Annotated in this window: 24 protein-coding genes; 5 read left to right on the top strand and 19 right to left on the bottom strand. The window is 72.1% G+C overall.

Annotated features, from left to right (window positions below):
* Positions 1–106: 106 nt before the first annotated feature.
* Positions 107–1,441, top strand: a complete 1,335-nt coding sequence (locus AB4091_RS16865; protein ID WP_442293046.1) for a glycoside hydrolase family 3 N-terminal domain-containing protein — start codon at positions 107–109, stop codon at positions 1,439–1,441.
* 431 nt (positions 1,442–1,872) lie between these two features.
* On the opposite strand, the gene tsaD is transcribed toward AB4091_RS16865, so the two are convergent.
* The 9 genes from tsaD to glmS form a co-directional block, all read right to left on the bottom strand.
* Positions 1,873–2,919, bottom strand: coding sequence for a tRNA (adenosine(37)-N6)-threonylcarbamoyltransferase complex transferase subunit TsaD (gene tsaD / locus AB4091_RS16860; RefSeq protein ID WP_442293044.1), 1,047 nt, complete (start codon positions 2,917–2,919; stop codon positions 1,873–1,875).
* Entirely contained in the window at positions 2,916–3,440 is a 525-nt protein-coding gene (gene rimI / locus AB4091_RS16855; protein WP_442293042.1) for a ribosomal protein S18-alanine N-acetyltransferase, read from the bottom strand. The genes tsaD and rimI overlap by 4 nt, the downstream gene beginning before the upstream one ends.
* Complete coding sequence (gene tsaB / locus AB4091_RS16850) at positions 3,437–4,150, bottom strand: tRNA (adenosine(37)-N6)-threonylcarbamoyltransferase complex dimerization subunit type 1 TsaB (protein WP_442293040.1); 714 nt, start codon at positions 4,148–4,150, stop codon at positions 3,437–3,439. The genes rimI and tsaB overlap by 4 nt, the downstream gene beginning before the upstream one ends.
* 83 nt (positions 4,151–4,233) lie before the next feature.
* Entirely contained in the window at positions 4,234–4,716 is a 483-nt protein-coding gene (gene tsaE / locus AB4091_RS16845; protein WP_442293038.1) for a tRNA (adenosine(37)-N6)-threonylcarbamoyltransferase complex ATPase subunit type 1 TsaE, read from the bottom strand.
* Positions 4,717–4,721: 5 nt separating this feature from the next.
* Positions 4,722–5,987, bottom strand: a complete 1,266-nt coding sequence (locus tag AB4091_RS16840; RefSeq protein WP_442293036.1) for an alpha/beta fold hydrolase — start codon at positions 5,985–5,987, stop codon at positions 4,722–4,724.
* Positions 5,984–7,264, bottom strand: coding sequence for an alanine racemase (gene alr / locus AB4091_RS16835; protein ID WP_442293034.1), 1,281 nt, complete (start codon positions 7,262–7,264; stop codon positions 5,984–5,986). The genes AB4091_RS16840 and alr overlap by 4 nt, the downstream gene beginning before the upstream one ends.
* A gap of 299 nt (positions 7,265–7,563) precedes the next feature.
* Positions 7,564–9,249 (bottom strand): bifunctional ADP-dependent NAD(P)H-hydrate dehydratase/NAD(P)H-hydrate epimerase, encoded by a 1,686-nt coding sequence (locus AB4091_RS16830; protein WP_442293032.1) that lies wholly within the window; start codon positions 9,247–9,249, stop codon positions 7,564–7,566.
* Positions 9,249–9,599, bottom strand: coding sequence for a holo-ACP synthase (locus AB4091_RS16825; RefSeq protein ID WP_442293030.1), 351 nt, complete (start codon positions 9,597–9,599; stop codon positions 9,249–9,251). The genes AB4091_RS16830 and AB4091_RS16825 overlap by 1 nt, the downstream gene beginning before the upstream one ends.
* A gap of 1 nt (position 9,600) precedes the next feature.
* Complete coding sequence (gene glmS / locus AB4091_RS16820; RefSeq protein WP_442293028.1) at positions 9,601–11,460, bottom strand: glutamine--fructose-6-phosphate transaminase (isomerizing); 1,860 nt, start codon at positions 11,458–11,460, stop codon at positions 9,601–9,603.
* A 75-nt stretch (positions 11,461–11,535) separates the two neighbouring features.
* Between glmS and coaA the strand changes: the two genes are divergently transcribed.
* Positions 11,536–12,564, top strand: coding sequence for a type I pantothenate kinase (gene coaA / locus AB4091_RS16815; protein WP_442293026.1), 1,029 nt, complete (start codon positions 11,536–11,538; stop codon positions 12,562–12,564).
* A gap of 117 nt (positions 12,565–12,681) precedes the next feature.
* Here coaA and AB4091_RS16810 read toward each other — a convergent pair whose 3' ends face one another.
* The 6 genes from AB4091_RS16810 to AB4091_RS16785 all read right to left on the bottom strand — a co-directional run bounded on the left by AB4091_RS16810 (position 12,682) and on the right by AB4091_RS16785 (position 18,780).
* Positions 12,682–13,428, bottom strand: coding sequence for a lytic transglycosylase domain-containing protein (locus AB4091_RS16810; protein ID WP_442293024.1), 747 nt, complete (start codon positions 13,426–13,428; stop codon positions 12,682–12,684).
* Positions 13,429–13,884: 456 nt separating this feature from the next.
* On the bottom strand, positions 13,885–15,120 hold the full coding sequence (locus AB4091_RS16805) for a PhoH family protein (RefSeq protein WP_442293132.1): 1,236 nt from the start codon (positions 15,118–15,120) through the stop codon (positions 13,885–13,887).
* A gap of 531 nt (positions 15,121–15,651) precedes the next feature.
* Positions 15,652–16,017 carry a hypothetical protein gene (locus tag AB4091_RS16800; protein WP_442293022.1) on the bottom strand — a complete coding sequence of 122 codons (366 nt, stop codon included), beginning with the start codon at positions 16,015–16,017 and terminating at the stop codon, positions 15,652–15,654.
* Positions 16,014–16,685 (bottom strand): hypothetical protein, encoded by a 672-nt coding sequence (locus tag AB4091_RS16795; RefSeq protein WP_442293020.1) that lies wholly within the window; start codon positions 16,683–16,685, stop codon positions 16,014–16,016. Before AB4091_RS16795 ends, AB4091_RS16800 begins: the two co-directional genes overlap by 4 nt.
* A 189-nt stretch (positions 16,686–16,874) precedes the next feature.
* Positions 16,875–17,813, bottom strand: coding sequence for a hypothetical protein (locus tag AB4091_RS16790; RefSeq protein ID WP_442293018.1), 939 nt, complete (start codon positions 17,811–17,813; stop codon positions 16,875–16,877).
* A gap of 205 nt (positions 17,814–18,018) precedes the next feature.
* A complete protein-coding gene (locus AB4091_RS16785) occupies positions 18,019–18,780 on the bottom strand; it encodes an isoprenyl transferase (RefSeq protein ID WP_442293016.1) in 762 nt (253 codons plus the stop codon).
* 222 nt (positions 18,781–19,002) lie between these two features.
* Between AB4091_RS16785 and trhA the strand changes: the two genes are divergently transcribed.
* Complete coding sequence (gene trhA, locus AB4091_RS16780; protein WP_442293014.1) at positions 19,003–19,770, top strand: PAQR family membrane homeostasis protein TrhA; 768 nt, start codon at positions 19,003–19,005, stop codon at positions 19,768–19,770.
* 79 nt (positions 19,771–19,849) lie between these two features.
* Here the strand turns inward: trhA and AB4091_RS16775 are convergent, their stop codons facing one another.
* Positions 19,850–20,116: a hypothetical protein gene (locus AB4091_RS16775; RefSeq protein ID WP_442293012.1), complete on the bottom strand. Its 267-nt coding sequence runs from the start codon at positions 20,114–20,116 to the stop codon at positions 19,850–19,852.
* Positions 20,116–21,141 carry a mycothiol conjugate amidase Mca gene (gene mca, locus AB4091_RS16770; RefSeq protein WP_442293010.1) on the bottom strand — a complete coding sequence of 342 codons (1,026 nt, stop codon included), beginning with the start codon at positions 21,139–21,141 and terminating at the stop codon, positions 20,116–20,118. Before mca ends, AB4091_RS16775 begins: the two co-directional genes overlap by 1 nt.
* Positions 21,142–21,314: 173 nt before the next feature.
* Between mca and AB4091_RS16765 the strand changes: the two genes are divergently transcribed.
* Positions 21,315–21,686: a DUF4307 domain-containing protein gene (locus AB4091_RS16765; RefSeq protein ID WP_442293008.1), complete on the top strand. Its 372-nt coding sequence runs from the start codon at positions 21,315–21,317 to the stop codon at positions 21,684–21,686.
* A 210-nt stretch (positions 21,687–21,896) separates the two neighbouring features.
* A complete protein-coding gene (gene greA, locus AB4091_RS16760) occupies positions 21,897–22,382 on the top strand; it encodes a transcription elongation factor GreA (RefSeq protein WP_442293006.1) in 486 nt (161 codons plus the stop codon).
* A gap of 261 nt (positions 22,383–22,643) precedes the next feature.
* On the opposite strand, the gene AB4091_RS16755 is transcribed toward greA, so the two are convergent.
* Complete coding sequence (locus AB4091_RS16755) at positions 22,644–23,501, bottom strand: hypothetical protein (RefSeq protein ID WP_442293004.1); 858 nt, start codon at positions 23,499–23,501, stop codon at positions 22,644–22,646.
* Between the two features lie 354 nt (positions 23,502–23,855).
* The gene (locus AB4091_RS16750; RefSeq protein WP_442293002.1) at positions 23,856–25,208 is read right to left on the bottom strand and encodes a glutamate mutase L; all 1,353 of its coding nucleotides are present in this window, start codon (positions 25,206–25,208) and stop codon (positions 23,856–23,858) included.
* Positions 25,209–25,213 lie beyond the last annotated feature (5 nt).

Genomic DNA, 25,213 nt, shown 5'->3' with positions numbered 1-25,213 from the left:
ACGTACCGTGTGCGGCCGGCGGTCCGGGCGCCGCCGACGTGACCGGGCTACCCTCGCCGGGCGACGGCCCGACGGAGCGCGAGGGATCGCGGGATAGGCTCGGATGATGCGCCCGAGCCACAGCCGACGCCACCTGCCGACGACCCTCACGAGGCTCGCCGTGGTCGCCGTCGCCGTGTCGCTGGGCGCGGCCTGCTCGTCCACCCCGACCCCGGCCAGCACGGCCGGCGGCAGTACCTCGGCCGCACCGAGCAGCCCGACGAGCGCAACTCGGTCGACGACCACGAGCGGCGCCACCACGACCACCTCGACGCCGACCCAGACGGCGACCCAGACGGCCACCCAGACGCCCACCCCGACTCCCACCCCGGGCGACGGCGGCTCCACCTCGTGCGCGCCGAGCATCGTCGCCCGCATGTCCTCCGGGGAGCGCGCCGGACAGCTGTTGATGGTCGGCCTCGACAACGCGGCACGCCGGACCAGCCTCGACACCCTGGTCACCCAGCGTCACCTCGGCGGGGTCATCCTGCTCGGCGGCTGGTTCGGCGGCGCGGACCGCGTTCGCGCGACGACCCGCCACCTGGCCGGTCTCGCCTCCGAGAAGGCCACGGCCGGTCTCGGGCTGCTCCTCGCAGCCGACCAGGAGGGCGGACAGGTCCAGCAGCTGCGCGGCGACGGCTTCACCCGGATGCCATCGGCGCGCGTGCAGGACCAGGGCTCGCCCGGCGAGCTGACCGCCGACGCGACCCGCTGGGCGAACCAGCTGCGGAGCGCGGGCATCAACACCAACCTGGCACCCGTCGCCGACACCGTGCCGACCTCGATCGGCCGCGCGAACGGACCCATCGGTCAGCACGACCGGCAGTTCTCGAGCAACCCCGACCGGGTGTCGCGCATGGTCGGAGCCTTCATCGCAGGCATGCGCGCCGGCGGCGTCGCCTCGACGGTCAAGCACTTCCCCGGCATCGGCCGCATCACGGGCAACACCGACTTCACCGCGAACGGCATCACCGACCGCACGACGACAGTGGACGACCCGTTCCTCGAGCCGTTCCGCACCGGCATCCAGGACGGTGTCGAGCTCGTCATGGTCGGCTCCGCCATCTACAGCCGCATCGACCCGAACACGAACGCCACGTTCTCCAAGGCCATCGTCACCGACCTGCTGCGCGGGCGGCTCTCCTACGACGGGGTCGTCATCACCGACGACGTGGGCGCGGCCAAGGCGCTCGCATCCGTGCCGGTCGCCCAGCGAGCCATCCGTTTCATCCAGGCCGGCGGCGACATCACCCTGACCGCCCGCCCCTCCACCGTCCCGGCGATGTACGACGCGATCACGCGCAAGATGGCCGCCGACCCCGCGTTCGCGAAGCTCGTCGAGGCCGCCGCCGTCCGGGTCGTCGACCTCAAGCTGCGCCGCGGGCTCGCCAACTGCAGCTGACCGCCACCACCTGCGCCAGATCGCGCGCCGTTGGAGCTCGCCAGCAACACCGCCCGCGCGATCTCGTGCCGGGTCTCAGGCGCGGCCGGCCTTCCAGCGGCCGAGCGACCGCCACGACCGATCGCCCTCCCGCACGAGACGCCGCCGTATGCCGTCTCGTGGCGGTCGGTCGGACGGGGCTGGGAGCGCGGCGTGCTGCGTCGGCGCGCTGAGGAGGGCGGCGCGCGGGGACCCGAGCGGCATCGGCGTCGGCCACCTTCGCGCAGGGGAGGGCGCGCGGGGACGCGAGCGGCTTCGGCAGCCGGCATGCGGCATACGCAAGGGACCTGCGAGCTGTGACGGCCGGCTGACGCTCCACGCCGCGAAGGTTCCCGCGCGTTCGACGAACTCAGCCACGCGAGCCCGAGAACCACCCGGGCGTTGAACCGGCTCTACGCCTGGACGAGCGTGACCGGCATCGACGAGTCGGTGGGAAGCCCGAGGTCGCTCGGCTCCCGCCCCTTGGCGACCATCTGCGCCCCGAGCGCGGCGACCATCGCGCCGTTGTCGGTGCACAGCCCGGGACGCGGCACTCGCAGGGTGATGCCGGCCTTGGTGCAGCGCTCTTCGGCGAGGGCGCGCAGCCGGGAGTTCGCCGCGACGCCGCCACCGATGAGCAGGTGGTCGACGTCGTTCTCCTTGCACGCCAACAGTGCCTTGCGGGTCAGGACGTCGACCACCGCCTCCTGGAAGCTCGCGGCGACGTCGGCGACCGGCACGGGCTCGCCCGCCCGTTGGCGCGTCTCGACCCAGCGGGCGACGGCGGTCTTGAGCCCCGAGAAGGAGAAGTCGAAGCGGTGCCGCTCCATGTCGCGCCCGGTGGTCAGCCCGCGCGGGAAGTCGATGGCGATCCGGTTGCCTTCTCGCGCAGCCCGGTCGACGTGCGGGCCGCCGGGGAAGGGCAGCCCGAGCACGCGTGCCACCTTGTCGAAGGCCTCGCCGGCGGCGTCGTCCATCGTCGAGCCGAGCGATCGCACGTCGTTGGTCACGTCGGGCACGAGCAGCAGCGACGAGTGGCCGCCGGAGACGAGCATCGCCATCGTCGGCTCGGGCAGCGGGCCGTGCTCGACGATGTCGACGGCCACGTGCGAGGCGAGGTGGTTGACGCCGTAGATGGGCTTGCCGAGGGCGAGCGCGAGCGCCTTGGCGGACGCGACCCCGACGAGCAGCGCGCCGGCAAGCCCTGGACCTGAGGTCACGGAGATCGCGTCGAGATCGCGCAGCTGCACCCCGGCATGACGGCAGGCGCGCTCGATCGTCGGCACCATCGCCTCGAGGTGCGCGCGGCTCGCGACCTCCGGCACGACACCGCCGAAGCGGGCGTGCTCGTCGACGCTGCTCGCCACCGTGTCGACGAGCAGCGTCTCGCCGCGCACGATGCCGACACCCGTCTCGTCGCAGGACGTCTCGATGCCGAGGACGAGGGGCTCGTCGCTCATGCGTCTCCCTTCGTGACCAGGAGGCGCATGACGAGGGCGTCGACGTCTCCCGGCTGGTAGTAGCGGCGACGGACGGAGATGACCTCGAAACCGGCCCGGTCGTAGAGCCGGCGCGCGGCGTCGTTGTCGGCCCGCACCTCGAGCAGCACCGACTCGACACCGCGGGCGACGGCGCGCCGAACGAGCTCGTCGAGCAGCAGGCGGCCGGTGCCGCGGCCCCGGCCACCGGGCGCGGTCGCGACCGTCATGATGTCGGCCACCTCCCCCGAGACGTCGAGGCCGGCATACCCGGCGATGCCCCCCTCGGGGGCCACCGCGACGACGTAGTCCCGTCGCGGACGACCCGCGAGCTCGCTCCACCACGTCGCCTCGGACCACGCGTCGTCGGCGAACAGCTGCTGCTCGAGCTCCGCCAGCCGGGCCAGATCGGTCCACTCGAGGTCACGCAAGCGCACCGCGGGCTCGGTCTCCACGGGCTGGGTCGCGTCGGGCTGGGTCGTCTCGGGCCTCTCCACGGTCATCCGAGCGTCGACTTCTTCGACGGCGGCGCGGGCGCGGCATCGGGGCGGCGCAGGTAGAGCGGCTCGAGGCCGTCGAAGCCGTGGCCGGGGTCGACCCACTGGAGCCCGTCCGCCGGGCCGGCGCCGGCCGACGCGAGCCGCCGAACGGCGAGGTCGGCCAGCGCTCCCCCGCTGACGTCGAGGGGCCCACAGGAGTGGGGCACGGCGTCTGGGTAGAGGGCGGGCCCGCGGCCCGCGCTGGGCAGGGCCCTCAGCTCGGGCGGCAGGTCCGCTGCCCGCGCCACGACGGGGTCGGCCGTGCGGAGTGCGCCGTCGTCACCGAGGGCGTACGCGGCGGCATACACCTCCTTGCGGCGGGCGTCGGTGGCGACGAGCAGGTCGCCGCGCCGGCCATCGACCCACGCCTGGTGGGCGAGGGCGTCGAGGCTGGTGAGCCCCCGCACGGGCAGCCCGAGCGCGAAGCCGAAGGTGCGGCCGGTGACGATGCCGACGCGCAGCCCGGTGAACGGGCCGGGCCCGATGCCGACGACGACGTCGGTGACGTCCTCGGTCGCTGCACTGACGGAGGCGAGAGCGGCGCGGATGCCGGGAGCGAGGTGCTCGGCGTGCGCCCGCGCGTCGAGGGTCGTCTCCTCGGCGACCACCGACGAGCCGTCGTGCAGTCCGACGGTGATGGCCGTCGTGGACGTGTCGATCGCGAGCAGGAGCACGTCGGTCAGGCTATCCGAGCACCCGCGGGGCGCTCGACGGCGGCGCTCGAGGGCGGCTCTCGACGGCGGCGCGGGCCGACGCGTCAGGACGCGGGAGCGAGCTCGTCGAGGACGCCGTCCCAGCGGGAGCCGACGCCGGTGAGCTCGACCGTGCGCTCGTCGTCACCGGTGATCGTCAGCTCGAGACGCGTGTCGCAGAGCTGCTCGGCGAGGCCGGCACCCCACTCGACGACGGTGACGCTGGCGTCGAGGTCGGCGTCGAGGTCGAGGTCGTCGAGCTCGAGCGCACTGCCGAGGCGGTACGCGTCGACGTGAACGAGCTCGGGTCCGCCGACGAGCGACGGGTGCACCCTGGCGATGACGAACGTCGGCGACGTGATGGGCCCGCGGACGCCGAGCCCCTCGGCGATCGCTTGGGTCAGCGTGGTCTTGCCCGCGCCGAGGTCACCCGTGAGCACGAGCACGTCGCCACCCTGCAGCAGCGACCCGAGGCGTCGCCCGAAGTCCTGCGTCTGCTCGACCGACGCCCAACGGAGCTCCCGCCGTGTGCTCGCTGCTGCGGTCAACGGGCTCAGGCTCCCTTGCTACGGGCCGGCTTGGCGCGCGGCGTCTTGGCGCGGCCGGTGCGCAGGAGGTCGGCCGCCTCCTTCTCGAGACGCTGTTGGCGGCGGTTCTTCGCGACGTCGGTGACGATGCGTCGCACGCGCGGCTGCTGCGAGACCTCTATCTGCTCGGCTCGGGCGCGGGTGGCCTGGTCGACGAGCTGGATGAGGTGGGCGTTCAGCAGGTCGGGGTGCTCGAGCATGATGACGTGGCCGGCGTCGTTGACGACGATGTGCTCGGCGCCGGGGATGCCCTCGACGATCAGCTCGCTGTGCGACGGCGGCGTGAGGATGTCCTCGCGACCGTTGAAGACGAGCACGACCGCGTTGCGGAACTCGCTGAGGGCGGGTCGCTTGTCGAAGCCGTCGAACGTCTGCAGGTAGTCGTTGACGACGTCGAGCGGCGTACCGAGGAGGATGTCGGCGGTGTAGCGCACGACCGAACGCGGCACCGGTGACGCGAACGAGTTCTGTTCGACCATGAAGTGCTCGAAGTCGCGGCCGACGCGCCGGATCCGCGTGAACAGCTCGGGCCGGTGGCTGAGCGGCCCGAGCACACCGGGTCCGAGCCGCTCGAGCATGAGTCGCCCGAGCGTGGCCACGCGGCCACCGTTGGCGAGCATGATGCCGCCGGGGCTCGTGGCGACGAACGCCGCCCCGGTGACCCGGTCGAGCACCAGCCCGGGGTCCTGCTCGCCCAGGGCGAGCATGGTCATGCCGCCCATCGAGTGCCCGACGAGCACGAGGTCTCCCTCGGGCGCCAGCTCGGCGATGACGGCCCGGAGGTCCTGGCCCACCCGGTCGATGGTGTAGCTGTCGCGCTCGCCGCGAGCGGAGCGTCCGTGACCGCGCTGGTCCCACGAGATGACGCGGTAGCCCGCCTCCTTGAGCGCACGACGCTGGTAGACCCAGCAGCGCAGGCTCAGGCAGTAGCCGTGGGTCAGCACGACCGTCGGCAGCTCGGCGGTGCTGCCGTCACGCGTCGGGCCGTCGGCGGCCCGCGCAGCGGCCTCGTCGGTCGGCAGGTCGATCTCGACGTGCAGGGCCACCCCGTCGTCGGTGAGGACGACGTGCTCCTCGTCGGGCCGGATGTCGAGCAGCTCGGGGGTCTCGAGGGCCGCCATCGCGGCACGGTGCTTGCCCGCGCGGTCGGCGGCGATGCCGGCAGCCACGCCCGCGGCGACGCCCAAGGTCGCTGCGGCGATGCCGATCACCGGGTTGCGGCGGGGGCTCATGCGCGGCTCGCGTCGGCGGCCGTGCCGTCCGAGCCGTCGGAGCCGTCGGAACTGTCGACGCCGGGGTCGTCGCCGACGAGCAGCCGGGGCACGCGCGCCCCGAGCCGGGTCACGATCTCGTAGCTGATGGTGTCGGTGGCGTCGGCCCACTCCTGCGCCGTCGGCTCGCCCGGCGCGCCGCCGAAGAGGGTCACGACGTCACCCGCCTGCGCCGTCGAGCCGGGGCCGAGGTCGACGACGAGCTGGTCCATGCAGACCCGCCCGGCGATCGTCGTGCGTCGCCCGCCGACGAGCAGGGGGCCGACGTTCGTCGCGTTGCGCGGGATGCCGTCGGCGTAGCCAGCGGGCACGAGCCCGACCACCGTGTCGACCTCGGGGACGTACGCGTGTCCGTAGCTGATGCCCTGCCCCGCCGGAAGCGCCTTGACGAGGGCGAGCCGGGCCCGCAACGTCATGACCGGGCGCAGCCCGAAGTCGTCGTCGACCTGCGGCACCGGGGTGAGGCCGTACATGGCGATGCCGGGCCGCACGAGGTCGCCGTGTGCCGAGGGGTGCACGAGGGTCGCGGCGGAGTTGGCGAGGTGGCGCACCTCGGGCCGTATGCCGGCCTGCTCGGCCTCCGCGACCGCCTCGTAGAAACGCTCCTGCTGCGCGAGCACGGTCGGGTGCTCCGGTGAGTCCGCGTGGGCGAAGTGGGTCCAGATGCCCACGACGCTGACACTGCCCTCGTCCTCGAGGCGTCGGGCATGGGCCACGAGGGTGCCCCAGTCGACGCCGAAGGCGCCCCCGCGCCCGAGACCGGTGTCGACCTTGAGGTGCACCCGCGCGGTGCGCCCCAGCGCAAGGGCCGCGGCGGCGATCTCGTCGAGCACCCAAGGCGCGGATGCGGACACGTCGATGTCGCGGCCCACCGCGCCGGCGAAGTCGGACCCCGGGACGCTGAGCCAGGTCAGCAGCCGAGCGGTGAGCCCTGCATCTCGCAGCGCGAAGGCCTCGGCGAACTGGGCTGCGCCGAGCCAGGCCGCGCCGCCCCGCAGCGCCGCTCGGGCCACCGGCAGCAGCCCGTGGCCGTACGCATCGGCCTTGACGACCGCCATGAACTCCGAGCCGGGCGCGAGGGCGCGGAGGGTGCGCACGTTGGCCTCGAGGGCCGTCAGGTCGATCTCGGCCCACACGGTGAGCCCGCGGGTGTCGGGCACGCGTGAGGCGGCCTCGACCGTCCCAGGGGTGGACACGGCGGAACGCGCGTCGGCGTCGGCGGCGTCGATCTGGCTCATGGGTGAAGTCTCGCAGTTCGTGGTGTGGGTCGCTGACCGGGGCGGGTCAGCGGGTGCACGGCGGGTGACAACGCGTTCTTTCGATTGGATTGCTTGATCGAGAGAACGCTCGGTCGCCCGTGCTTGGCCGCACGGCTGGTGACAACGCGTACTTTCGATTGGATTGCTTGATCGAGAGAACGCTCCGTCGCCCGTGCCGGGCCGGACGGCGGGTGACAACGCGTTCTTTCGATTGGACTGCTTGGTCGTGTTGCTTGATCGAGAGAACGCTCCGTCACCGGGGTTGGAGCCCGACCTGCTCACCCCGGCGCGGACCTGCCCCGGGCGAGCAGGTCGCGGACCGCCGGCCGTATGCCGTGGGCCACCGCGAGCGCCCGTAGCGGGCCACCACCGGAGGCGCGGTCCGCTGCCACGCCGTGCACGAGTGCTCCGAGTGAGGCGGCGTCGTGCGGCGTGAGACCTGCGGCGAGAAGGGTGCCCACGATGCCGGAAAGAACGTCACCGGCACCGGCCGTGGCCAGCCACGTCGGGGCATCGGCCTGCGCGCGTACGGCGTGGCCGTCCGTCACGACCAGGGTCGTGGAGCCCTTGAGCAGGACGGTGACCCCGGTCAGGTCGGCGAGCCTGCGCGCGTGGCCCAGTGGGTCGGCCTTGACGTCGTCGACGCTGACGCCGGCCGCATGGTCGTCGTCGCCGGAGCCCTCGGCGCCGGCCACGTCCTCAGGCCGTCGGACCGTGCGGGTCGACCCGTCCAGGCGGGTCAGGAGGCGGGCCAGCTCCCCCGCGTGTGGGGTGAGCACGGTGGGCGCCTCGCGCCCGCCGTTGGAGATCTCGACGAGGTCGAGGCCGCCGGCGTCGACGACGACCGGCAGGTCGGAGGCGAGCGCGGCGCGGGCGGCGTCGAGCTGGGTGCGCGCGGAGTCGTCGTCGGCGTCCACGTCGAGACCGGGCCCGACGGCCCACGCCTGCACGCGCCCGTCGCCGACGACCGCCTCGGGCACGGCGTGGTGCACGAGGCCGACGGGGGTGGGCGTGCCGACGTAGCGGATCATCCCGACCCCGGCCTCGGCCGCGGCCGTCGTGCAGAGCACGGCGGCGCCCGGGTAGGCCTCGCTGCCGGCGACCACCCCCAGCACGCCGCGGGAGTACTTGTCGTCGGAGGCCTGCGGCACGGGCCAGAGGGTCGCGACGTCGTCCCAGGTCAGGCGCTCCACGGCCGCCGGGACGTCGTCGAACGGGACGCCGATGTCGACCACGGTGAGCACACCGGTCGCGCCCTCCCCCGCGGGAAGCAGGTGGGCCGGCTTCGGGGTGCCGAACGTGACGGTCTCGTCGGCCCAGACGGCGTCGTCCTCGCCGGCGCCGCCGGCCGGGTCGAGCCCGCTGGCGACGTCGACGGCGATGACCCAGGCGTCGTCGTCGATGGCGTCGACGAGCCGGGCCGCCTCGGGCCGCAGGCCCGGGCGTCCCCCGATGCCGGCGATGCCGTCGAGCACGAGGTCGGCTTCGGCGACGACGCCGGAGGCATCATCGAGTGCGTCGGTGCCGTCGGTGCCGTCGGTGCCGTCGGTGCCGTCGGTGCCGTCGGTGCCGTCGGTGCCGTCGGTGCCGTCGGTGCCGTCGGTGCCGTCGGTGTCGTTCGAGTCGCCGGATGGCGAGTGGAGGCTGTGGACCACGACCCCGGCGGCCTCGGCGGCCGAGAGCCCCGCTGCGTGGACCCCGTCACGACCTGCCGACGCCAGCAGCACCACCGCGGTGGCGTAGCCGGCCTCGGCGAGGTGGGCGACGGCATACAGCGTGTCGCCGCCGTTGTCACCGCCCCCGACGAGCCCGACGACCGTCGTGCCGTCGGTGTCGGACAGGCGCGCCGCCGCGACCTCGGCCAGGCCGAGGGCGGCGCGAGCCATGAGCGTGCCCTCGGGCAGGTCGGCCATGGCGGCTGCCTCGGCAGCGCGCACGGCCTCGATGGAGTGGGCGCGGATCATCAGCCCTCCGCGATGACGACGGCCGACGCGATGCCCGCGTCGTGCGACATGGACACGTGGAAAGAGTCGACCCCGAGCGTGTTGGCGCGCGCGCGCACGGTGCCGCCGATCTCGAGCGACGGCCGGCCGTCGGCGTTGGTGACCACACGTGCGTCGGTCCACTCCATGCCGCCGGGGGCCCCGAGCGACTTGGCGAGGGCCTCCTTGGCGGCGAACCGCGCCGCGAGGGACGCGATGCCGAGCCCGCGCTCCTCGACGGTGAAGAGCCGCTCACGCAGCGCCGGCGCGCGCCGGAGGGTCTCCTCGAAGCGCGCGATGTCGACGACGTCGATGCCGACCCCGACGATCACGTCACTCGACCGTGACCGACTTGGCGAGGTTGCGCGGCTGGTCGACGTCGAGGCCCTTGGCGGTGGAGAGCCACAGCGCGAAGACCTGCAGCGGCACGACCGTGAGCAGCGGCGCCAGCAGCGGCGAGGTCGCAGGCACCCGGATGACCTCGTCGGCGAAGGGCTCGACGGAGTCGTCGCCCTCCTCGGCGATGACGAGGGTGCGGGCGCCGCGGGCGCGGATCTCCTGGATGTTGCTGACGACCTTGCCGTGCAGGCCGTGCTCGCTCGTCGGCGACGGCACGACGACGAAGACCGGCTGGCCCGGCTCGATCAGCGCGATCGGCCCGTGCTTGAGCTCGCCCGCGGCAAACCCCTCGGCGTGGATGTAGGCGAGCTCCTTGAGCTTGAGCGCGCCCTCCATGGCGATCGGGTAGCCGACGTGTCGGCCGAGGAAGAGGACCGAGCGGGTGTCGGCCATGAACTTGGCGATCTCCTTGACGCGACCCATCTGCCCGAGGAGGGTCTCGATCTTGGCCGGGATCTCGCCGAGCTCCTTCATGACCGCAGCCGCGTCGTCGGCGAACGACCCGCCGCGCAGCTGGGCCAGGTACAGGCCGAGCACGTAGCAGGCGGTGATCTGGGCGAGGAACGCCTTCGTCGACGCGACGGCGATCTCGGGCCCGGCGTGCGTGTAGAGCACGGCGTCGGACTCGCGGGGGATGGTCGAGCCGTGCGTGTTGCACACCGAGACCGTGAGGGCACCGAGCTCGCGCGCGTGCTTGACGGCCATCAGGGTGTCCATCGTCTCGCCCGACTGGCTGATCGACACGACGAGCGTGCGCTCGTTGACGATCGGGTCGCAGTAGCGGAACTCGTGAGCGAGGGCGACCTCGACGGGGATGCGCGTCCAGTGCTCGATGGCGTACTTGGCGGTCATGCCGGCATACGCGGCGGTGCCGCACGCGACGATGGTGATGCGGTCGACGGCCTTGAGCTGCTCCTCGGAGATGTTCATCTCGTCGAGCACGAGCCGGCCGTCGATGTCGGTGCGGCCGAGGAGGGTGTCGGCGACCGCGTGCGGCTGGTCGTTGATCTCCTTCTCCATGAACGTCGCGTAGCCGCCCTTCTCGGCGGCCGCGGCGTCCCAGGTGACCTCGTACGCCTTGCCCTCGGCGGGCGTGCCGTCGAAGTTGATGACCGTGGCGCCGTCGGGCGTGATCGTGACGATCTGGTCCTGGGCGAGCTCGAGGGCGTGCCGGGTGTGGCCGATGAAGGCCGCGACGTCGGAGCCGAGGTAGTTGGCATCGTCGCCGAGGCCCACGACCAGCGGGCTGTTGCGGCGGGCGCCGACGACGACGTCGGGCTGGTCGGCGTGGATCGCGAGGAGCGTGAAGGCGCCCTCGAGGTCGGCGACGACGGCGCGCATCGCGGCCGTGAGGTCGTGCTCGCGCTCGTAGGCCGCGGCGAGCAGGTGGGCGACGACCTCGGTGTCGGTTTCGCTCGTGAACTCGATGCCGTCGGCCAGCAGGCCCTTCTTGAGGCTGTGGAAGTTCTCGATGATGCCGTTGTGGATGAGGGCGAGCTTGCCGTCCTTGCCGCCGCGGTGCGGGTGGGCGTTCTCGTCGGTGGGGCCGCCGTGCGTGGCCCAGCGGGTGTGCCCGATGCCGGTGGTCGAGGCGGGCAGCGGGTCGGCCGCGAGCTCGGCGGTGAGGTTGGCGAGCTTGCCGGACTTCTTGCGGGTCTCGACGTGGTCGCCGTCGAGCAGGGCCACACCGGCGGAGTCGTAGCCGCGGTACTCGAGTCGGGCCAGGCCTTCCATGACGACGTCGAGCGCCGTGCCGTCGTTCGCCCGGCCGACGTATCCCACGATTCCACACATGTGGTCCAGCCTAGGGGAACCCAGAGGGTGCCGCGTTCGGGGCCGAGGCCGCCGGGCGTGCCATCGTCCGACACAATGGCGGACGTGGCGGAACGCGTGTCGGAGACGACGAGCAGCGCTGGCGCGACCCCTGGCGCGACCGGCGGCAACGGGTCAGGGGGCAACGGGTCGATCCCGTCGCCCTACGTCGAGTTCGACCGGGCAGCCTGGTCACGGCTGCGCGAGAACCAGCCGCTCAACCTCGACGACGCCGACCTCGCACGCCTGCGCGGCCTCGGCGACCGGGTCGACCTCAACGAGGTCGAGGAGGTCTACCTGCCGCTGTCGCGCCTGCTCAACTTCTACGTCGGCGCCACCCGACAGCTGCACCAGGTCACGAGCGACTTCCTCGGCGAGCGCCCGGCCAAGACCCCGTTCGTCATCGGCGTCGCCGGCTCCGTGGCGGTCGGCAAGTCCACGACGGCCCGCATCCTGCGCGAGATGCTCGCCCGCTGGCCCGACACGCCCCGGGTCGCCCTCGTCACCACCGACGGCTTCCTCTTCCCCAACGCCGAGCTCGAGCGCCGCGGGCTGCTCCAGCGCAAGGGCTTCCCCGAGTCCTACGACCGTCGGGCGCTGCTGCGCTTCGTCGCCGAGATCAAGTCGGGCCGGGCCGAGGTCACCGCACCGGTCTACTCGCACCTGACCTACGACATCGTGCCGGGCGAGCGCATCGTCGTTCGCCAGCCCGACGTGCTCATCGTCGAGGGCCTCAACGTGCTCCAGGCCCCCGAGGTGCACCCGGTGCGCGGCACCGGCCTCGCGGTCAGCGACTTCTTCGACTTCTCCGTCTACGTCGACGCGTGGGTCGACGACGTGCGCAAGTGGTACGTCGACCGCTTCCTGCGCCTGCGCCAGACGGCCTTCTCCGACCCCGACTCGTACTTCCACCGGTATGCCGTGCTCTCCGACGAGGAGGCGGTGGCCACGGCCAACCGCATCTGGCGCGAGATCAACGGGCCCAACCTCGTCGAGAACATCCTGCCCACCCGGTCACGGGCCAGCCTGGTGCTCTCGAAGGGCGACAACCACGAGGTGCGCCGGGTCCGGCTCCGCAAGATCTGAGCCGCACCCACGGCGGCGCAGCCGCGGTCCGGACGCAGGTATGCCGTGTGGCCGACCCCCGCTGGGAGCCGGCCACACGGCATACGTCGTCGGTCGGTGTCGCGCTCGACCGTCAGCTCAGTACCAGTGCGGCGAGCGTGCCTGCCACGTGGACCACGCGTTGCAGGGGTTGCCGTAGGACATCTTGATGTACCACATGCCCCACTTCATCTGCGTGATCGGGTTGGTGCGCCAGTCGGAGCCCACCTGGGCCATCTTGCGGCCGGGCAGCGCCTGCACGATGCCGTAGGCGCCTGAGCTCGGGTTCTCAGCGTTCCAGCGCCAGTCGCTCTCACCCGTCCAGAGGTTGACGAGGCAGTTGTACTGCGAGTCGCTCGTCCAGCCCTGGTCGGCCATGAGCACGCGGGCCGCGGCCTTGGGGTCATCCTTGGCGTTGGCGATGGCGCGCTGACGCTCTCGCTCGCGCGCGGCGTTCTCGGCAGCCACGCGGGCCTGCTCGGCCTGCTTGGCGGCCTCCTTCTTCTGCTTGGCCTCGAGCTCCTTGGCGGTGCGCAGGCCGGTCGCGGCGATCGCCGTGCGGCGCTCGTTGCGCGAGACGGACGCGGCGGCGCGGTAGGTCGTGTCGACCGTCGTCGCGCGGGCCAGCTCGTCGGTCTGGGCCGCGACACCCGAGCCGACGACGAACGCCGCCGCATCGGTGCCGATGAGGTTCGTCGCCTTGGCGTACGCGAAGCCGGAGGTGCCGAGGCCGAGGGCGAGGGCGCCGGCCAGGATCGGGCGGCCGCGGTGGCGCTTGCGCTTCGGGGTCGCCTCGTGGCGGCTCCGGCGCGAGGCTACCGTCTGGGTCTGCGCGCCCTGCGTCATCGCCTGCGTCGCCAGTCCCTGCGGCGACCGCGGGACCGCGGCGCCGGACTGGGTGGGGCCGCCGGGCCGGCTCGCACGCGCCGAAGGAGTGGCGCGCTGCGAGCTGGGAGCGGTTGAGGGAGCCGGTGCGTTGCGGTGCCGGCCTTCATACCGTGCCATGAACGTGTGTCACGCCTTCCTGGGGTTCGGGGGTGGTGCTCGACGCAGGTGCGGGACGGCAGTGGCCGCCCCGGAGCTGGTTGTGTGGGAGGGGATCCCTGGTCCGCCAGCGCTCACCCCCCGCAGCGAGCGTTACCGATCCGAGATCATTCGAAGTGCCACGGTGCCAGCGGTCGGCACCGAGATCAAGTTCGGCCCCAACCGTAATGGGTGGTTGGTGGCTTTTGGGCCCGTGTCCGGAAACACGGCGCCCCCCGAGCGCGTGCTCGGGGGGCGCCGTGCGTGACGTGACGCAGGTCACACCTCGAGACCCTCCAACATGTCGGTGACGAGGGCCGCGATGGGGCTGCGCTCGCTCCGGGTCAGCGTGACGTGGGCGAACAGCGGGTGGCCCTTGAGCTTCTCGATGACGGCCGCGACACCGTCGTGGCGCCCCACCCGCAGGTTGTCGCGCTGGGCGACGTCGTGGGTGAGCACGACCTTGGAGTTCTGACCGATGCGGGAGAGCACGGTGAGGAGCACGTTGCGCTCGAGCGACTGGGCCTCGTCGACGATGACGAACGCGTCGTGCAGGGACCGGCCGCGGATGTGGGTCAGCGGCAGCACCTCGAGCAGCCCGCGGTCCATCACCTCCTCGACGACCTCGGTGGAGACGAGGGCACTCAGGGTGTCGAAGACCGCCTGGCCCCACGGGTTCATCTTCTCGGCCTCGGTGCCGGGCAGGTAGCCGAGCTCCTGGCCACCCACCGCGAAGAGCGGGCGGAAGACGAGGACCTTGCGCTGGATGCGCCGCTCCATGACCGACTCGAGGCCCGCGCACAGCGCGAGGGCCGACTTGCCGGTGCCGGCGCGCCCGCCGAGGCTGACGATGCCCACGTCGGGGTCGAGGAGCAGGTCGAGGGCGATGCGCTGCTCGGCGCTGCGACCGTGCAGGCCGAAGGCGTCACGGTCGCCGCGGACGAGCCGGATCTGCTTGTCGGCGCCGACCCGCCCCAGACCGCTTCCCCGCGGCGAGAGCAGGACGAGCCCCGTGTGGCACGGCAGCTCGGCGGCGCCGGCGTGCTCGACACGGCCGCGGTCGTAGAGCTGGTCGAGCTCCTCGGTCGTGACCTCGAGCTCGTGCAGACCGGTCCAGCCGGAGTCGACCCCCTGCTCGTGGCGGTACTCCTCCGCCTCGAGACCGCAGGCCGACGCCTTGACGCGCATCGGGAGGTCCTTGGACACGACCGTGACGTCGCAGCCCTCGTTGGCGAGGTTGCGGGCCACGGCGAGGATGCGGGTGTCGTTGTCGCCGAGCCGGAACCCGGCGGGCAGTGAGGACGGGTCGGTGTGGTTGAGCTCGACGCGCAGCGTGCCGCCGTCGTCGCCGACGCCGACGGGCTTGTCGAGCCGTCCCTCGCTGACCCGCAGGTCGTCGAGCAGGCGCAGGGCCTGGCGGGCGAAGTAGCCGAGCTCGGGGTGGTGTCGCTTGCCCTCGAGCTCGGTGACGACGACCACCGGCAGCACGACCTCGTGCTCGGCGAAACGCAGCATGGCCCGCGGGTCGGACAGCAGCACCGACGTGTCGAGGACGTACGTCTTGTGCTCGGGCACGCGTTCACGTGCAGTCGTTCGTGTGGTGGCGCGTGTGGAGGCCGCGGCCGGCTTGGTGGTCGTGCTGCTGGCTGTCGTGCTGGCGTCCGACGTGACCTGACGGGTCGTACGTGCCATGTGCCACTCCCTACGCGGCGCGCTCAGCGCGCCTGATCGCTCCCGAGATGCCGGGCGGCCACCAGAGGGTGGCGTCGTGCCCGGCCCTCCGTCCTGAGCGATCGCTCCATGGGTGGGCCTCCTGGCAACGTCCGACGGGTGTCGGCCGTTGGGACGACGGTACGACCCGGATCAGACAGTGACCCGCATTGGACGTCGTTGCGCCGTCGTGTCGCTCGAGAGTTCACATCCCGGCAACACAGGCGTCGATGAGAGGTCCGCCGAGAGGCCTTGCCCCCGTCGGGTCCCCCGCTCCCGACGCAGTTCCGGGCGTCGGAGAGTGGGCACTCGACAGGCAGGGTCGGGAGCGGCGGGTCAGGCCCAGGGCGAGCGCCCCATCACGCGTACGTACTCGCGCTTCCAGCGCCAGCGGGCGGCCGCGATGACCATCCCGACGACGCCGAGCACGCCGAAGATCCCGAGGATGAGGTAGGCGACGCCCATCGCGCCCGCCGCGCCCTCGTCGGCGCCCTTCTTGACCTGCAGGAAGAAGATCACCCCGAGCACGGTGAGCGCGAGGAAGAAGACGAACATCAGCGCGGGTTCACGGATCTTCAGGGTGAGCAGGCCGCGCTCCTGGCTGACGTACGCGAACGGCTCCTTGGGAGGCATGGGCTCGCCCGTACGCGGGGCCACGGGCGCCTGCGACGAGCCCTCGGGCTGCTGTGCCGGCGTGCTCATGCGCTGACCGCCTCGGTGTAGAGCTCCTCGACCGCGCCCTGGAGGCCGTTCGCGTCGACGACCCCGCCCGTGCCGGTGCCCGGTCCGGCGACGTCGGCGAGCGCCTCGAAGCCCTCACCGGAGCGACGGATCGCCAGGTTGCTCGTGCTGTCGAGGGTCTGCACCTCGAGGAAGACGCCGGCCTGCGGGTTGGCCGCGAACCGCTCGCGCACCAGGTCCGTCACGAGCGCGCCGGTGCCGCCGTCCTGCTGGCCGAGGCGGATGAACCACGACGCCAGCTGCCTCGGCTGCATGAGCGCGATGACGGTGTCGGACTCGAGCAGGATGGCGAAGTCGGCCTGGCTGACGTTCTCGCCGACGAGGCCGATGCGGGTCCAGCGGGTCGCCGCGCCGACGGCGTACTCGACGAGCGCGGCGTTGGACCGGGACTCGTGGTTGCCCTCGCCGGTCACCGCGAGCCAGCCGCGCGAGGCAAGGCTGGAGGCCCCCGCGAGCAGCGCCGCGTCGTCGGCAGCCCGGGGGTCGAGCATGAGCAGCTGCCGCGAGCGCTCTCCGCTGGGGCTCTCGTGGCGGGCCATGAGGTAGGCGAGCTCGGCGGCTCCGAGACCGAAGACCTCCTCGGGCAGCTCGAAGCCCTCGAGCGGGGTGCCCTTCATCGGGTCAGCCATGGTTCTCCTCTGTCGATGCGCGGTCGTTCACGGTCGTTCGTGTCGTTCGTGTCGTTCGTCGTCGGGTGCGGTCGCTCGCGGGTCGGCGTGCGGGTCTCGGTCGCGGCGGGTCGGTCCACGGTGTCATGCCGTCGGTCCAACGATGCCGGGTGGCCCGGGGTTTCGCCTCCCGGGCCGTCCGCGCACCGGTCAGAAGGGCCACACCTTGTCGGCGACGTCGCTGATCGCATCGCCGGCGTCGGACGCGAAGTCGCCGACGGCGTCGACGGCGTCACCGGTGAAGTCGGTGATGGTGTCCCAGTTGTCGTAGACGAGCTGGCCGACCGCCATGCCGCCGGCGGCGATGCCGCAGACGACGTCGACGGGGGGCGGCGTCATCAGCGCGGCGGCGCCGAGCCCGGTCATCACGCTGTCGTAGCCGGCCCGGCCGTAGTTGCCCTCGGAGATGTCGTTGGCGACGGTGAACCCACCGAACGCGACGCCGATCGGGCCGAGCGCCTTGCCGACGGTGCCGAGGGTGCGGGCGAGGGCACCGCCTTCGGCGAGCGACGGCAGGAAGCGGGAGAGGCCGCTCCAGTTCTTCGGCGCCAGCGCCTCACCAAACTCGGCGAGACGACCGGTCTTCCACGCGTTCTTGAGGTTGGCGAAGACGCCGGTCGCGCTGTCCCAGGTGCCGAGGTTGGAGAGGAAGTTCTTGATCTTCATGCCGGTGCCCAGCAGGCCGACGGCCGTGCCGATGCCCTTGATCGGCGTCCACAGCGACTTGAGGAGGTCGTAGCCGGGGATGCCGCCGTGGTCACCGCCTCGGCCGGATCCGCCGGACCCGCCGGGGCCGCCGCCGGGTCCCGAGCCGCCCTGACCGCTCGTGGTGTCCTGGGCGCCGGCGTTGCGGCGCAGGGCTTCGGCGAGCTTGCCGAGGTCCGTGCCGAACTGCGTCAGCTGGGCCTCGATCGGGGGCCACCGGTTCATCAGGTGGTCGAGGTCGCCGCCACCCCACTGCCCCTTGAGCGCGTGGACCGCCCGGCTCGCCTCGCCCTTGAGGCTCTCGCACTCGCGGGCGTGACCCGTGATCCGCTCGGCCGACGCGCGCAGCGCCACCGGGTCGGCGCCCTTCTTGTAGATCGCCATGTTCCGCTGCTCCCCTGACGTCGTCGCCGTGCCGTGTCGTGTGTGTTCGTGCCACCCGGGCCGTATGCCGCGTGCCGTGCCGTATGCCGTCTGTCCGGGTCTCCCGGCCGGCTACCCGAAACGTATGCAACGAGGGCGAAGCCGGACAATGGGGAGCACTCCCCACCCCGCGGACCGTGCCGCGCAGATCGGGCCGCGCGGAGGGTCAGCCGCCGAACCGACGGTGCCGGCCGGCATACGCCCGGAGCGCCCGCAGGAAGTCGACGTGGCGGAAGTCGGGCCAGTACGCCTCGCAGAAGTAGAACTCGGAGGTGGCACTCTGCCAGAGCAGGAACCCGCCGAGGCGCTGCTCGCCGGAGGTGCGGATGACGAGGTCGGGGTCGGGCTGGCCCTTGGTGTAGAGGTGCCCGGCGATGTCGTCGGCCGTGAGGCCGGCGGCGATCTGCTCGATGGACTCGCCGGCTGCTGCCCGCTCGAGCAGCAGGTCGCGCACCGCGTCGGCGATCTCACGGCGGCCGCCGTAGCCGACCGCGACGTTGACCGTCATGCCGTCGACGTCCTTGGTGCGCCGGGCCGAGTCCCTGAGGCTGTCGGCGGTCTCGCGCGGGAGGAGGTCACGCGCGCCGACGATCTTCAGGTGCCAGTTGCCGGTGTCGGCGAGGTCTGCGACGGCGGTCTCGATGATCTTGAGGAGCGGCGCCAGCTCCTCCTCGGGGCGACGCAGGTTGTCGGTCGAGAGCAGCCAGAGGGTGACGTACTCGACACCCGCCTCGCGACACCACTCGAGAAGCTCCTCGATCTTGTCGGCGCCCGCCTGGTGACCGCTCGCCGTGCCGGCACCGCGGGCGCGGGCCCAGCGCCGGTTGCCGTCGAGCATGACGGCCACGTGCCGTGGAAGCGACTCCTTGGGCAGATCCTTGAGGACCCGGCGTTCGTACGCGCCGTAGACCACATCGCGCCACCCCACGGGGCCTCCTCGTCGACTCGATCGTCCTCGCCCACAGGTCGCGACCCGAGCGGGCCGCCGTCCCACCGTACCCTTCACGCTGCCCCCGATCCCGGCGGTCGGCGGGGCACCGCGGGTGGGTCTGGTGAGGCGGATGTGGAGGTTGTGTGCCCTCGCGGCCGACAGTGACGGAGCAGAACCTACGCACCCGTAACCTACGGTTGCGTAGGTTACACTCGGGCCATGAGCACCCTTCCCCAGCGGAACGACGAGCAGCCACGCGACGACTTCGTCGCGGTCTCCCTCGTGCAGTCCGGCGAGCCCCGTGAGGAGCAGGCGAGCGGTCCCGTCGCCGAGCTCGTCGCGATCGTCAAGCCCCGTCTGCGCGGCTGGCTGCACCTCGGCATGTTCCCCGTGGCCCTGCTCGGCGGTCTCGTGCTGGTGCTGATCTCCGACCCCGGCGCCGTGCGCACCGCATCGATCGTGTTCACGGTCAGCGCCGCCCTGCTCTTCGGCGTCTCAGCGGTCTACCACCGCGGCACCTGGGGGCCGAAGATGTCGGGCCTGCTCAAGCGGTTCGACCACTCGAACATCTACCTCATCATCGCCGGCACCTACACGCCGTTCGCGGTGACGCTGCTGTCCGCCGACCAGGCCCGGCTGCTGCTCACCGTCATCTGGGGCGCCGCGATCGGCGGGGTCCTCTTCCGCGTCTTCTGGGTCGGGGCGCCACGCTGGCTCTACACCGCGCTCTACCTCGCCCTGGGCTGGACGGCCGTGTTCTACGTCGTGCCGTTCTGGCGCGAGGGCGGCCCGCTCATCGGCACCCTGATCGGTCTCGGCGGACTGATGTACACCGCGGGCGGCATCGTCTACGGCACGAAGCGCCCCAACCCCTGGCCCAAGTGGTTCGGCTTCCACGAGGTGTTCCACGCCTTCACGCTCGGCGGCTTCGCGACGCACTTCGCCGCAGTGGTCCTCGCCGTGATCGGCTACCAGGCAGCAACCTGAGCCCACTTCCTCCCGAATCGAGAGAACACTCCGTCACGGGCGTTTCGTGACGGAGTGCTCTCTCGATTCGGGGGGCCGTTCAGTCGGAGTGGGGCGTCGGCCGGTCGTCCTCGGGCCCGTTGCTCGCTGCGCCGCGCTCGACGGGCGCGTCGTGCGACGGGTCCGGGTGCTTCGCGACGCCGTCGGCGTCTGCCCGCGCCGCAGCCTCGTCGCGGTCGCGGTAGGCCATCCGGCGCAGCCGGCTGTTCATGTTGCGCACGAGCAGCCACAGGGAGATCGCGAGCACGAAGAAGGCGATGAAGCCCCAGATGCCGGGGCCGACCGGGAGGTTGCCGCCGCTACCCATCAGGCGTCCGTCCTCTCGTCGTCGTCGGTGTGCGTGTCGGAGCTGTCGCCGTGCGTGTGCGCGGCCGACTCGGGTCCCTGCTCGGGCTCCGGCTCGTCGGGAAGGCGGCCGTCGTGGACGATCTCGAGGTCACCGCGGGTCGCGAGGGCATCGGCCTCGGCCGGCGAGCCAAGACCGGCGAACAGGTCGTCCTCGCCGTCGGCCACCGGGACGTAGGACAGTGCCGCCTCGAACTCCTCGACGCCCCAGACCCGCTTCTGGATCTCGAGCGGCACCTGGAACCAGAAGCCGTCGGGGTCGACCTGCGTCGCGTGCGCCATGAGCGCCCGGTCACGGGTCTCGAAGAACTCGCCACACGCGATCGTCGTCGTGGGACGCCCGGACCGTCGCGGCTTCCAGTTCGCCAGCCACTCGGCATACGGGCTCTCGAGACCCTCGGCGAGCATCGCATCGTGGATCGCCTCGAGGCGGTCCTTGGACCAGCCGCCGTTGTAGTAGATCTTGAGCGGCTGCCAGGGCTCGCCGGCGTGGGGGTAGCGGCTCGGGTCGCCGGCCGCCTCGAAGGCGGCCATCGACACCGTGTGGCACATGATGTGGTCGGGGTGCGGGTAGCCACCCTTCTCGTCGTACGTCGTCATGACGTGCGGGCGCCACGCGCGGATGACGCGGACGAGCGCCTCGGTGGTCACGTCGATGTCCTCGAGGCCGAAGCAACCGTCGGGCAGCGGCGGCAGAGGGTCCCCCTCCGGCAGTCCGGAGTCGACGAAGCCGAGCCACGTGTGCTCGCAGCCGAGCACCTCCTGGGCCGCCTTCATCTCGTCGCGCCGCACCTGCGCGATGTCGCGCAGGATGTGCGGGTCGTCCTTGAGCTTCTCGTTGAGGATGTCGCCGCGCTCGCCGCCGGTGCACGAGACGACCATGACGGACGTCCCCGCGGCGACGTACCTCGCCGTCGTCGCGGCGCCCTTGCTCGACTCGTCGTCGGGGTGCGCGTGCACCGCCATCAACCGCATGCCCTCGGCCACGTGGCTCCCTGTTCGTCGATCGTCGGTGGAAGGGCGCGAGGCGGCTCGTGACCGCCCGGCGCTCGGGCCCGCGCGTCGTGCCGTGCCGGCATACGAGACACTGGACCCGCCTGTCATCCTCTCACTCTCCCCCGCGGCTCCCGACGCCCGGGCTTCGACCGCCAGGACTTCGTATGCCGTCCCGCACGACCCTGCCCCGACCCGCTCCCGGCCAGCTGAAGTGGTGGGTCATCGGAACCGTCGGCATCCTCGCCGGCGTCGCCCTGGCCATCTGGTTCGGGCTCTCCGCCACGCTCGGGCAGCCGAGCTGGCAGACCCTCGGCTACAAGGTCGTCAGCGACCAGCAGGTGCGCGTCGACTTCGAGGTCTATCGGCCCGGCGGCACGGCCCTGACCTGCACCGTCGAGGCGCTGGCCCGCGACTTCTCGCCGGTCGGCACGAGCACCGTACGGGTGCCCGCGAGCGCCGACGAGACCACCCGCACGTCGGCGACGCTGCGCACCACCTCGCGGGCCGTGACCGGACAGGTGCGCACCTGCTCCTGAGGGGGCCCGCTGCCCGACCCGGCGTCCACGAATACGCCGTGAACTGCGCTTTTGCCGTTCACTTTGTTATCCTGAGTGCTTCATACAAGGGTCCGGACCCGTCGCCGACCGGCACATCGAGTCGGTGACACCACGGTTCGGTCCCTTTCTTTTTGTGTAGGCGCCCACGCGAGCACCGCGTGGGCGCTCTTCAATCGAGGAGTGACAACAGTGACCGACACTGCCGCTGGCTTCCTGACCCAGGAGGCCTACGACCGCCTCAAGGCGGAGCTCGACCAGCTGACGGGCGAAGGTCGCATCGAGATCGCGCGCAAGATCGAAGAAGCCCGCGAGGAGGGCGACCTCAAGGAGAACGGCGGCTACCACGCCGCCCGCGAGGAGCAGGGCAAGATGGAGGCCCGCATCCGCCAGCTCACCGAGCTGCTCCACAACGCGACGATCGGCGAGACGCCCCCTGACGACGGCGTCGTCGAGCCGGGCATGCTCGTCACGGTCGAGATCTTCGGCGACGAGGAGACCTTCCTGCTCGGCAACCGCGAGATCGCCGACGGCTCCGACCTGCAGGTCTTCTCCGAGAAGTCCGCCATGGGCGCTGCCATCAACGGCAAGAGCGTCGGCGACAGCACGAGCTACGAGGCCCCCAACGGCAAGACGATCGACGTCAAGATCATCGCGGCCAAGCCCTACACCGGCTGAGCCGAGCCCCACGCCTGTCGAGACGGGCCGGGTCCTCCCCATCCACGGGGTCAGGACCCGGCCCGTTCCGCATCCCCACCCCCGCTCCCCCCGCCTCCCCCACCGTCGAAAGGCCAAAGTTCGCGGGTGCGGCACCGTCGAAAGGCCAAAGTTCGCGGGTGCGGCACCGTCGAAAGGCCAAAGTTCGCGGGTGCGGCACCGTCGAAAGGCCAAAGTTCGCGGGTGCCCCGCCGTCGAAAGGCCAAAGTTCGCGGATCTCCGCTAGGACCGTCGACGGCGAGACCGGGCAAACTGCGCCGGCGCGAAGAACTGCGGGCCGGCTCCCATGACGTCCAACAGGTGGGCGTTGACGCCCAGGCAGCCGGCGAGCTCCCGAAGCTTTGCAGCACGTTCTGCGTGGTCGAACACGTCGGCCGAGAGGATCTCGACAACGGCCCAGTCGCCTCGCTCGACCCGGTCCCGGCGAAGACGGTCATGGACCTTGTCACGCGACCGGCTGTGGAACTCGACGCCTAGGTACTCTCCGACGACCCGCTGCTCCTCCCACACGAGGTCGCCGAACCCGAGCCACTCGCCGGCGTGACTGACCACTGGGAGGTTGTGCTTCGGCTCGGGCAGTCCGGCCCGGGTGACCATCAGGCGGCTGCGGGTCTCCATGGGAGACCAGGCCCCGAGACGGACTCGCGGAAGGGCATACGTCAAGGTCACCTTGCCGCGCGGACGGACGCGCGCCTCGACGGCCCGCTTGAGCGGGGAGATCTCCCCCAGGAGGTTGGCCGCGGCGTCCCCTGCCACGATGAGGTCATCAAGCCCAACCGGGAGCCCCGCACCGACGTACTCCCCGAGGTCTGCCCAGGTGTCCGCAGGGCCCACGACCGGCAGACCGTCGACCTCGGTCACCTCGCGCGACTCCAGGCCCCGGTGACCCACCACCTCGCCGCGGCGGATGCGGTTGGCGTCGGTGCGCGTGACGATGTGGACGTGTGGGTCCTCCTCGAGCGCGTACGGAAGCGGGATCCCGAGGAGTCGGGCCGCTGTCGCATGTGCGAACGCGAACTCGCCTGGCGCTGCAGCGGCAAAGGCCCACGCGCGTTCGAGCAGGGTGGTCGGGATCTCCACGCTCCGAACTCCTGGGGTCGGAGTCCACAGGTCGCCGGCACGCAGGCGAGAGGGCGTCACTCCTCGTCGGAGCGCCTCGGACGTCCGGAAGGGATGGGAGAGCAGGTCGGGCGGCAGGGCTTGGGCTTCCATGCCCAGACGCTCCGGCGCCGGGGCACGGCGCGCGATGCTCGGCGAGTCACCTGTGGGTCACGTGGTCCGCGGACGAGGGGGTGTGGACAACAACGGGGCAGCCCGCGAACTTCGGCCTCTCGACGAGTGAGGATCCGCGAAAGCTGGCCTCTCGACGGGTGGGGACCCGCAAACTTTGGCCCCTCGACGGGTGGAGACCCGCAAACTTTGGCCTCTCGACGGTTAGGGGGCGGGGGTGATCTGGGCGGCGACGGTGCGGGCGACGTCGGGGGCGTCGGCGGCGAGGAGCCCAGCGGCGAAGAGGAGGTATGCCGTGTCGACCGTCGCGCGGGCCGCGCGCGGCACCTTCCAGCCACCCGCGTGGTCGGCGAGCACGGCCCCGAGCACGTGCTCTCGCCCGGCGTCGTCGGTGTGACGCAGCACCCCGCCGGACCCGACCAGGGCCGTGACGTTCGCGAGCGGACGCGGCGCCTCGGTGGGCTGAGCGGGTCGAGCGTGCCGCCGGACGGCGACGAGCGCGGCGAGACGGGCCAGCTCGAGGTCGAGTCCGCGTTCAAGGGCGTCGACGGGGAGCGAGCCGGGATGCTCGTGGACGCGGCCGGCATACGCCCTCAGCGCCTCGGCATCGGGTACCGACTTGAGCAGGTGCTCGGCCTCGGCCGCCTCGACCACGTGCTCGGCGTTCCAGCGCATGCCGAGGTCGCCCTCGACGGTGCGCGCGTGCCAGAGGGGTGCGACGACGTCCTTGCGCAGGCCGGCGTCCTCGCCCTCGGGGGTCAGGCACGAGTAGACGTCGGTCGTGGCGCCGCCGACGTCGACGACGAGCACGTCTCCTCCGTCGGCGACGGACGCGAGCACCTCCACCCCGCCCAGCACGGCGTCGGGCGTCGCGGCCTCGACCATTGCGGCGAACGCCGGGTCGCGGGACAGGCCCTTCCCGCCGATGACGTGGTGCAGGAACGCCTCGCGGATGGACGCCCGCGCCGACTCGGGCGCGATGACTCCGATCTGCGGGAGCACGTTGTCGGCGAGCACCGTGGGCCGGTTCGTCGTCGCGAGCACCGCCGCGGCCTCGTCACGCGCCTCGGCGTTGCCGGCCAGGACCACCGGGACCGCGTGCGCGCCGTGTCCACCGATCGCTCCCCTGGCGAGTCGAGCGGCGTTGTGCAGCAAGACGTTGCTGTTGCCCCCGTCCGTGCCGCCGACGAGCAGGATCATGTCGGGGCGGGCTGCCCGGATGCCCGCGACGTCGGCCGTCGTGAGCTCACCGGCTGCGACGTGGACGACCTTCGCGCCCGCCGACAGCCCGACCCGGTGGCCGGCTTGGGCCGTGACGGTGCGCTCGTAGCCGACGACGGCGAGCCGTAGCCCTCCGCCGGCGCTCGAGCAGGCCCGCACCACCGCGTCGTCGGGCACGTCGAGCCGCGCTCGAAGCTCTCGGTAGCCGTCGAGGATGTCGCCGCTGCGCTGGGTCCCGGTCGTCGGCGTCGACGCCGTGCCCAGCACCGTGCCGTCATCGGCGAGCAGCGCGCCCTTGGTGAAGGTCGAACCGAAGTCGACCGCGAAGATCGTCATGCGTG

The sequence above is a fragment of the Terrabacter sp. 2RAF25 genome (genome assembly GCF_052115265.1).
Taxonomy (GTDB): domain Bacteria; phylum Actinomycetota; class Actinomycetes; order Actinomycetales; family Dermatophilaceae; genus Terrabacter.
The sequence above is the reverse complement of the archived record's forward strand: the minus strand, read 5'-3'. Positions and strand labels throughout refer to the sequence as shown.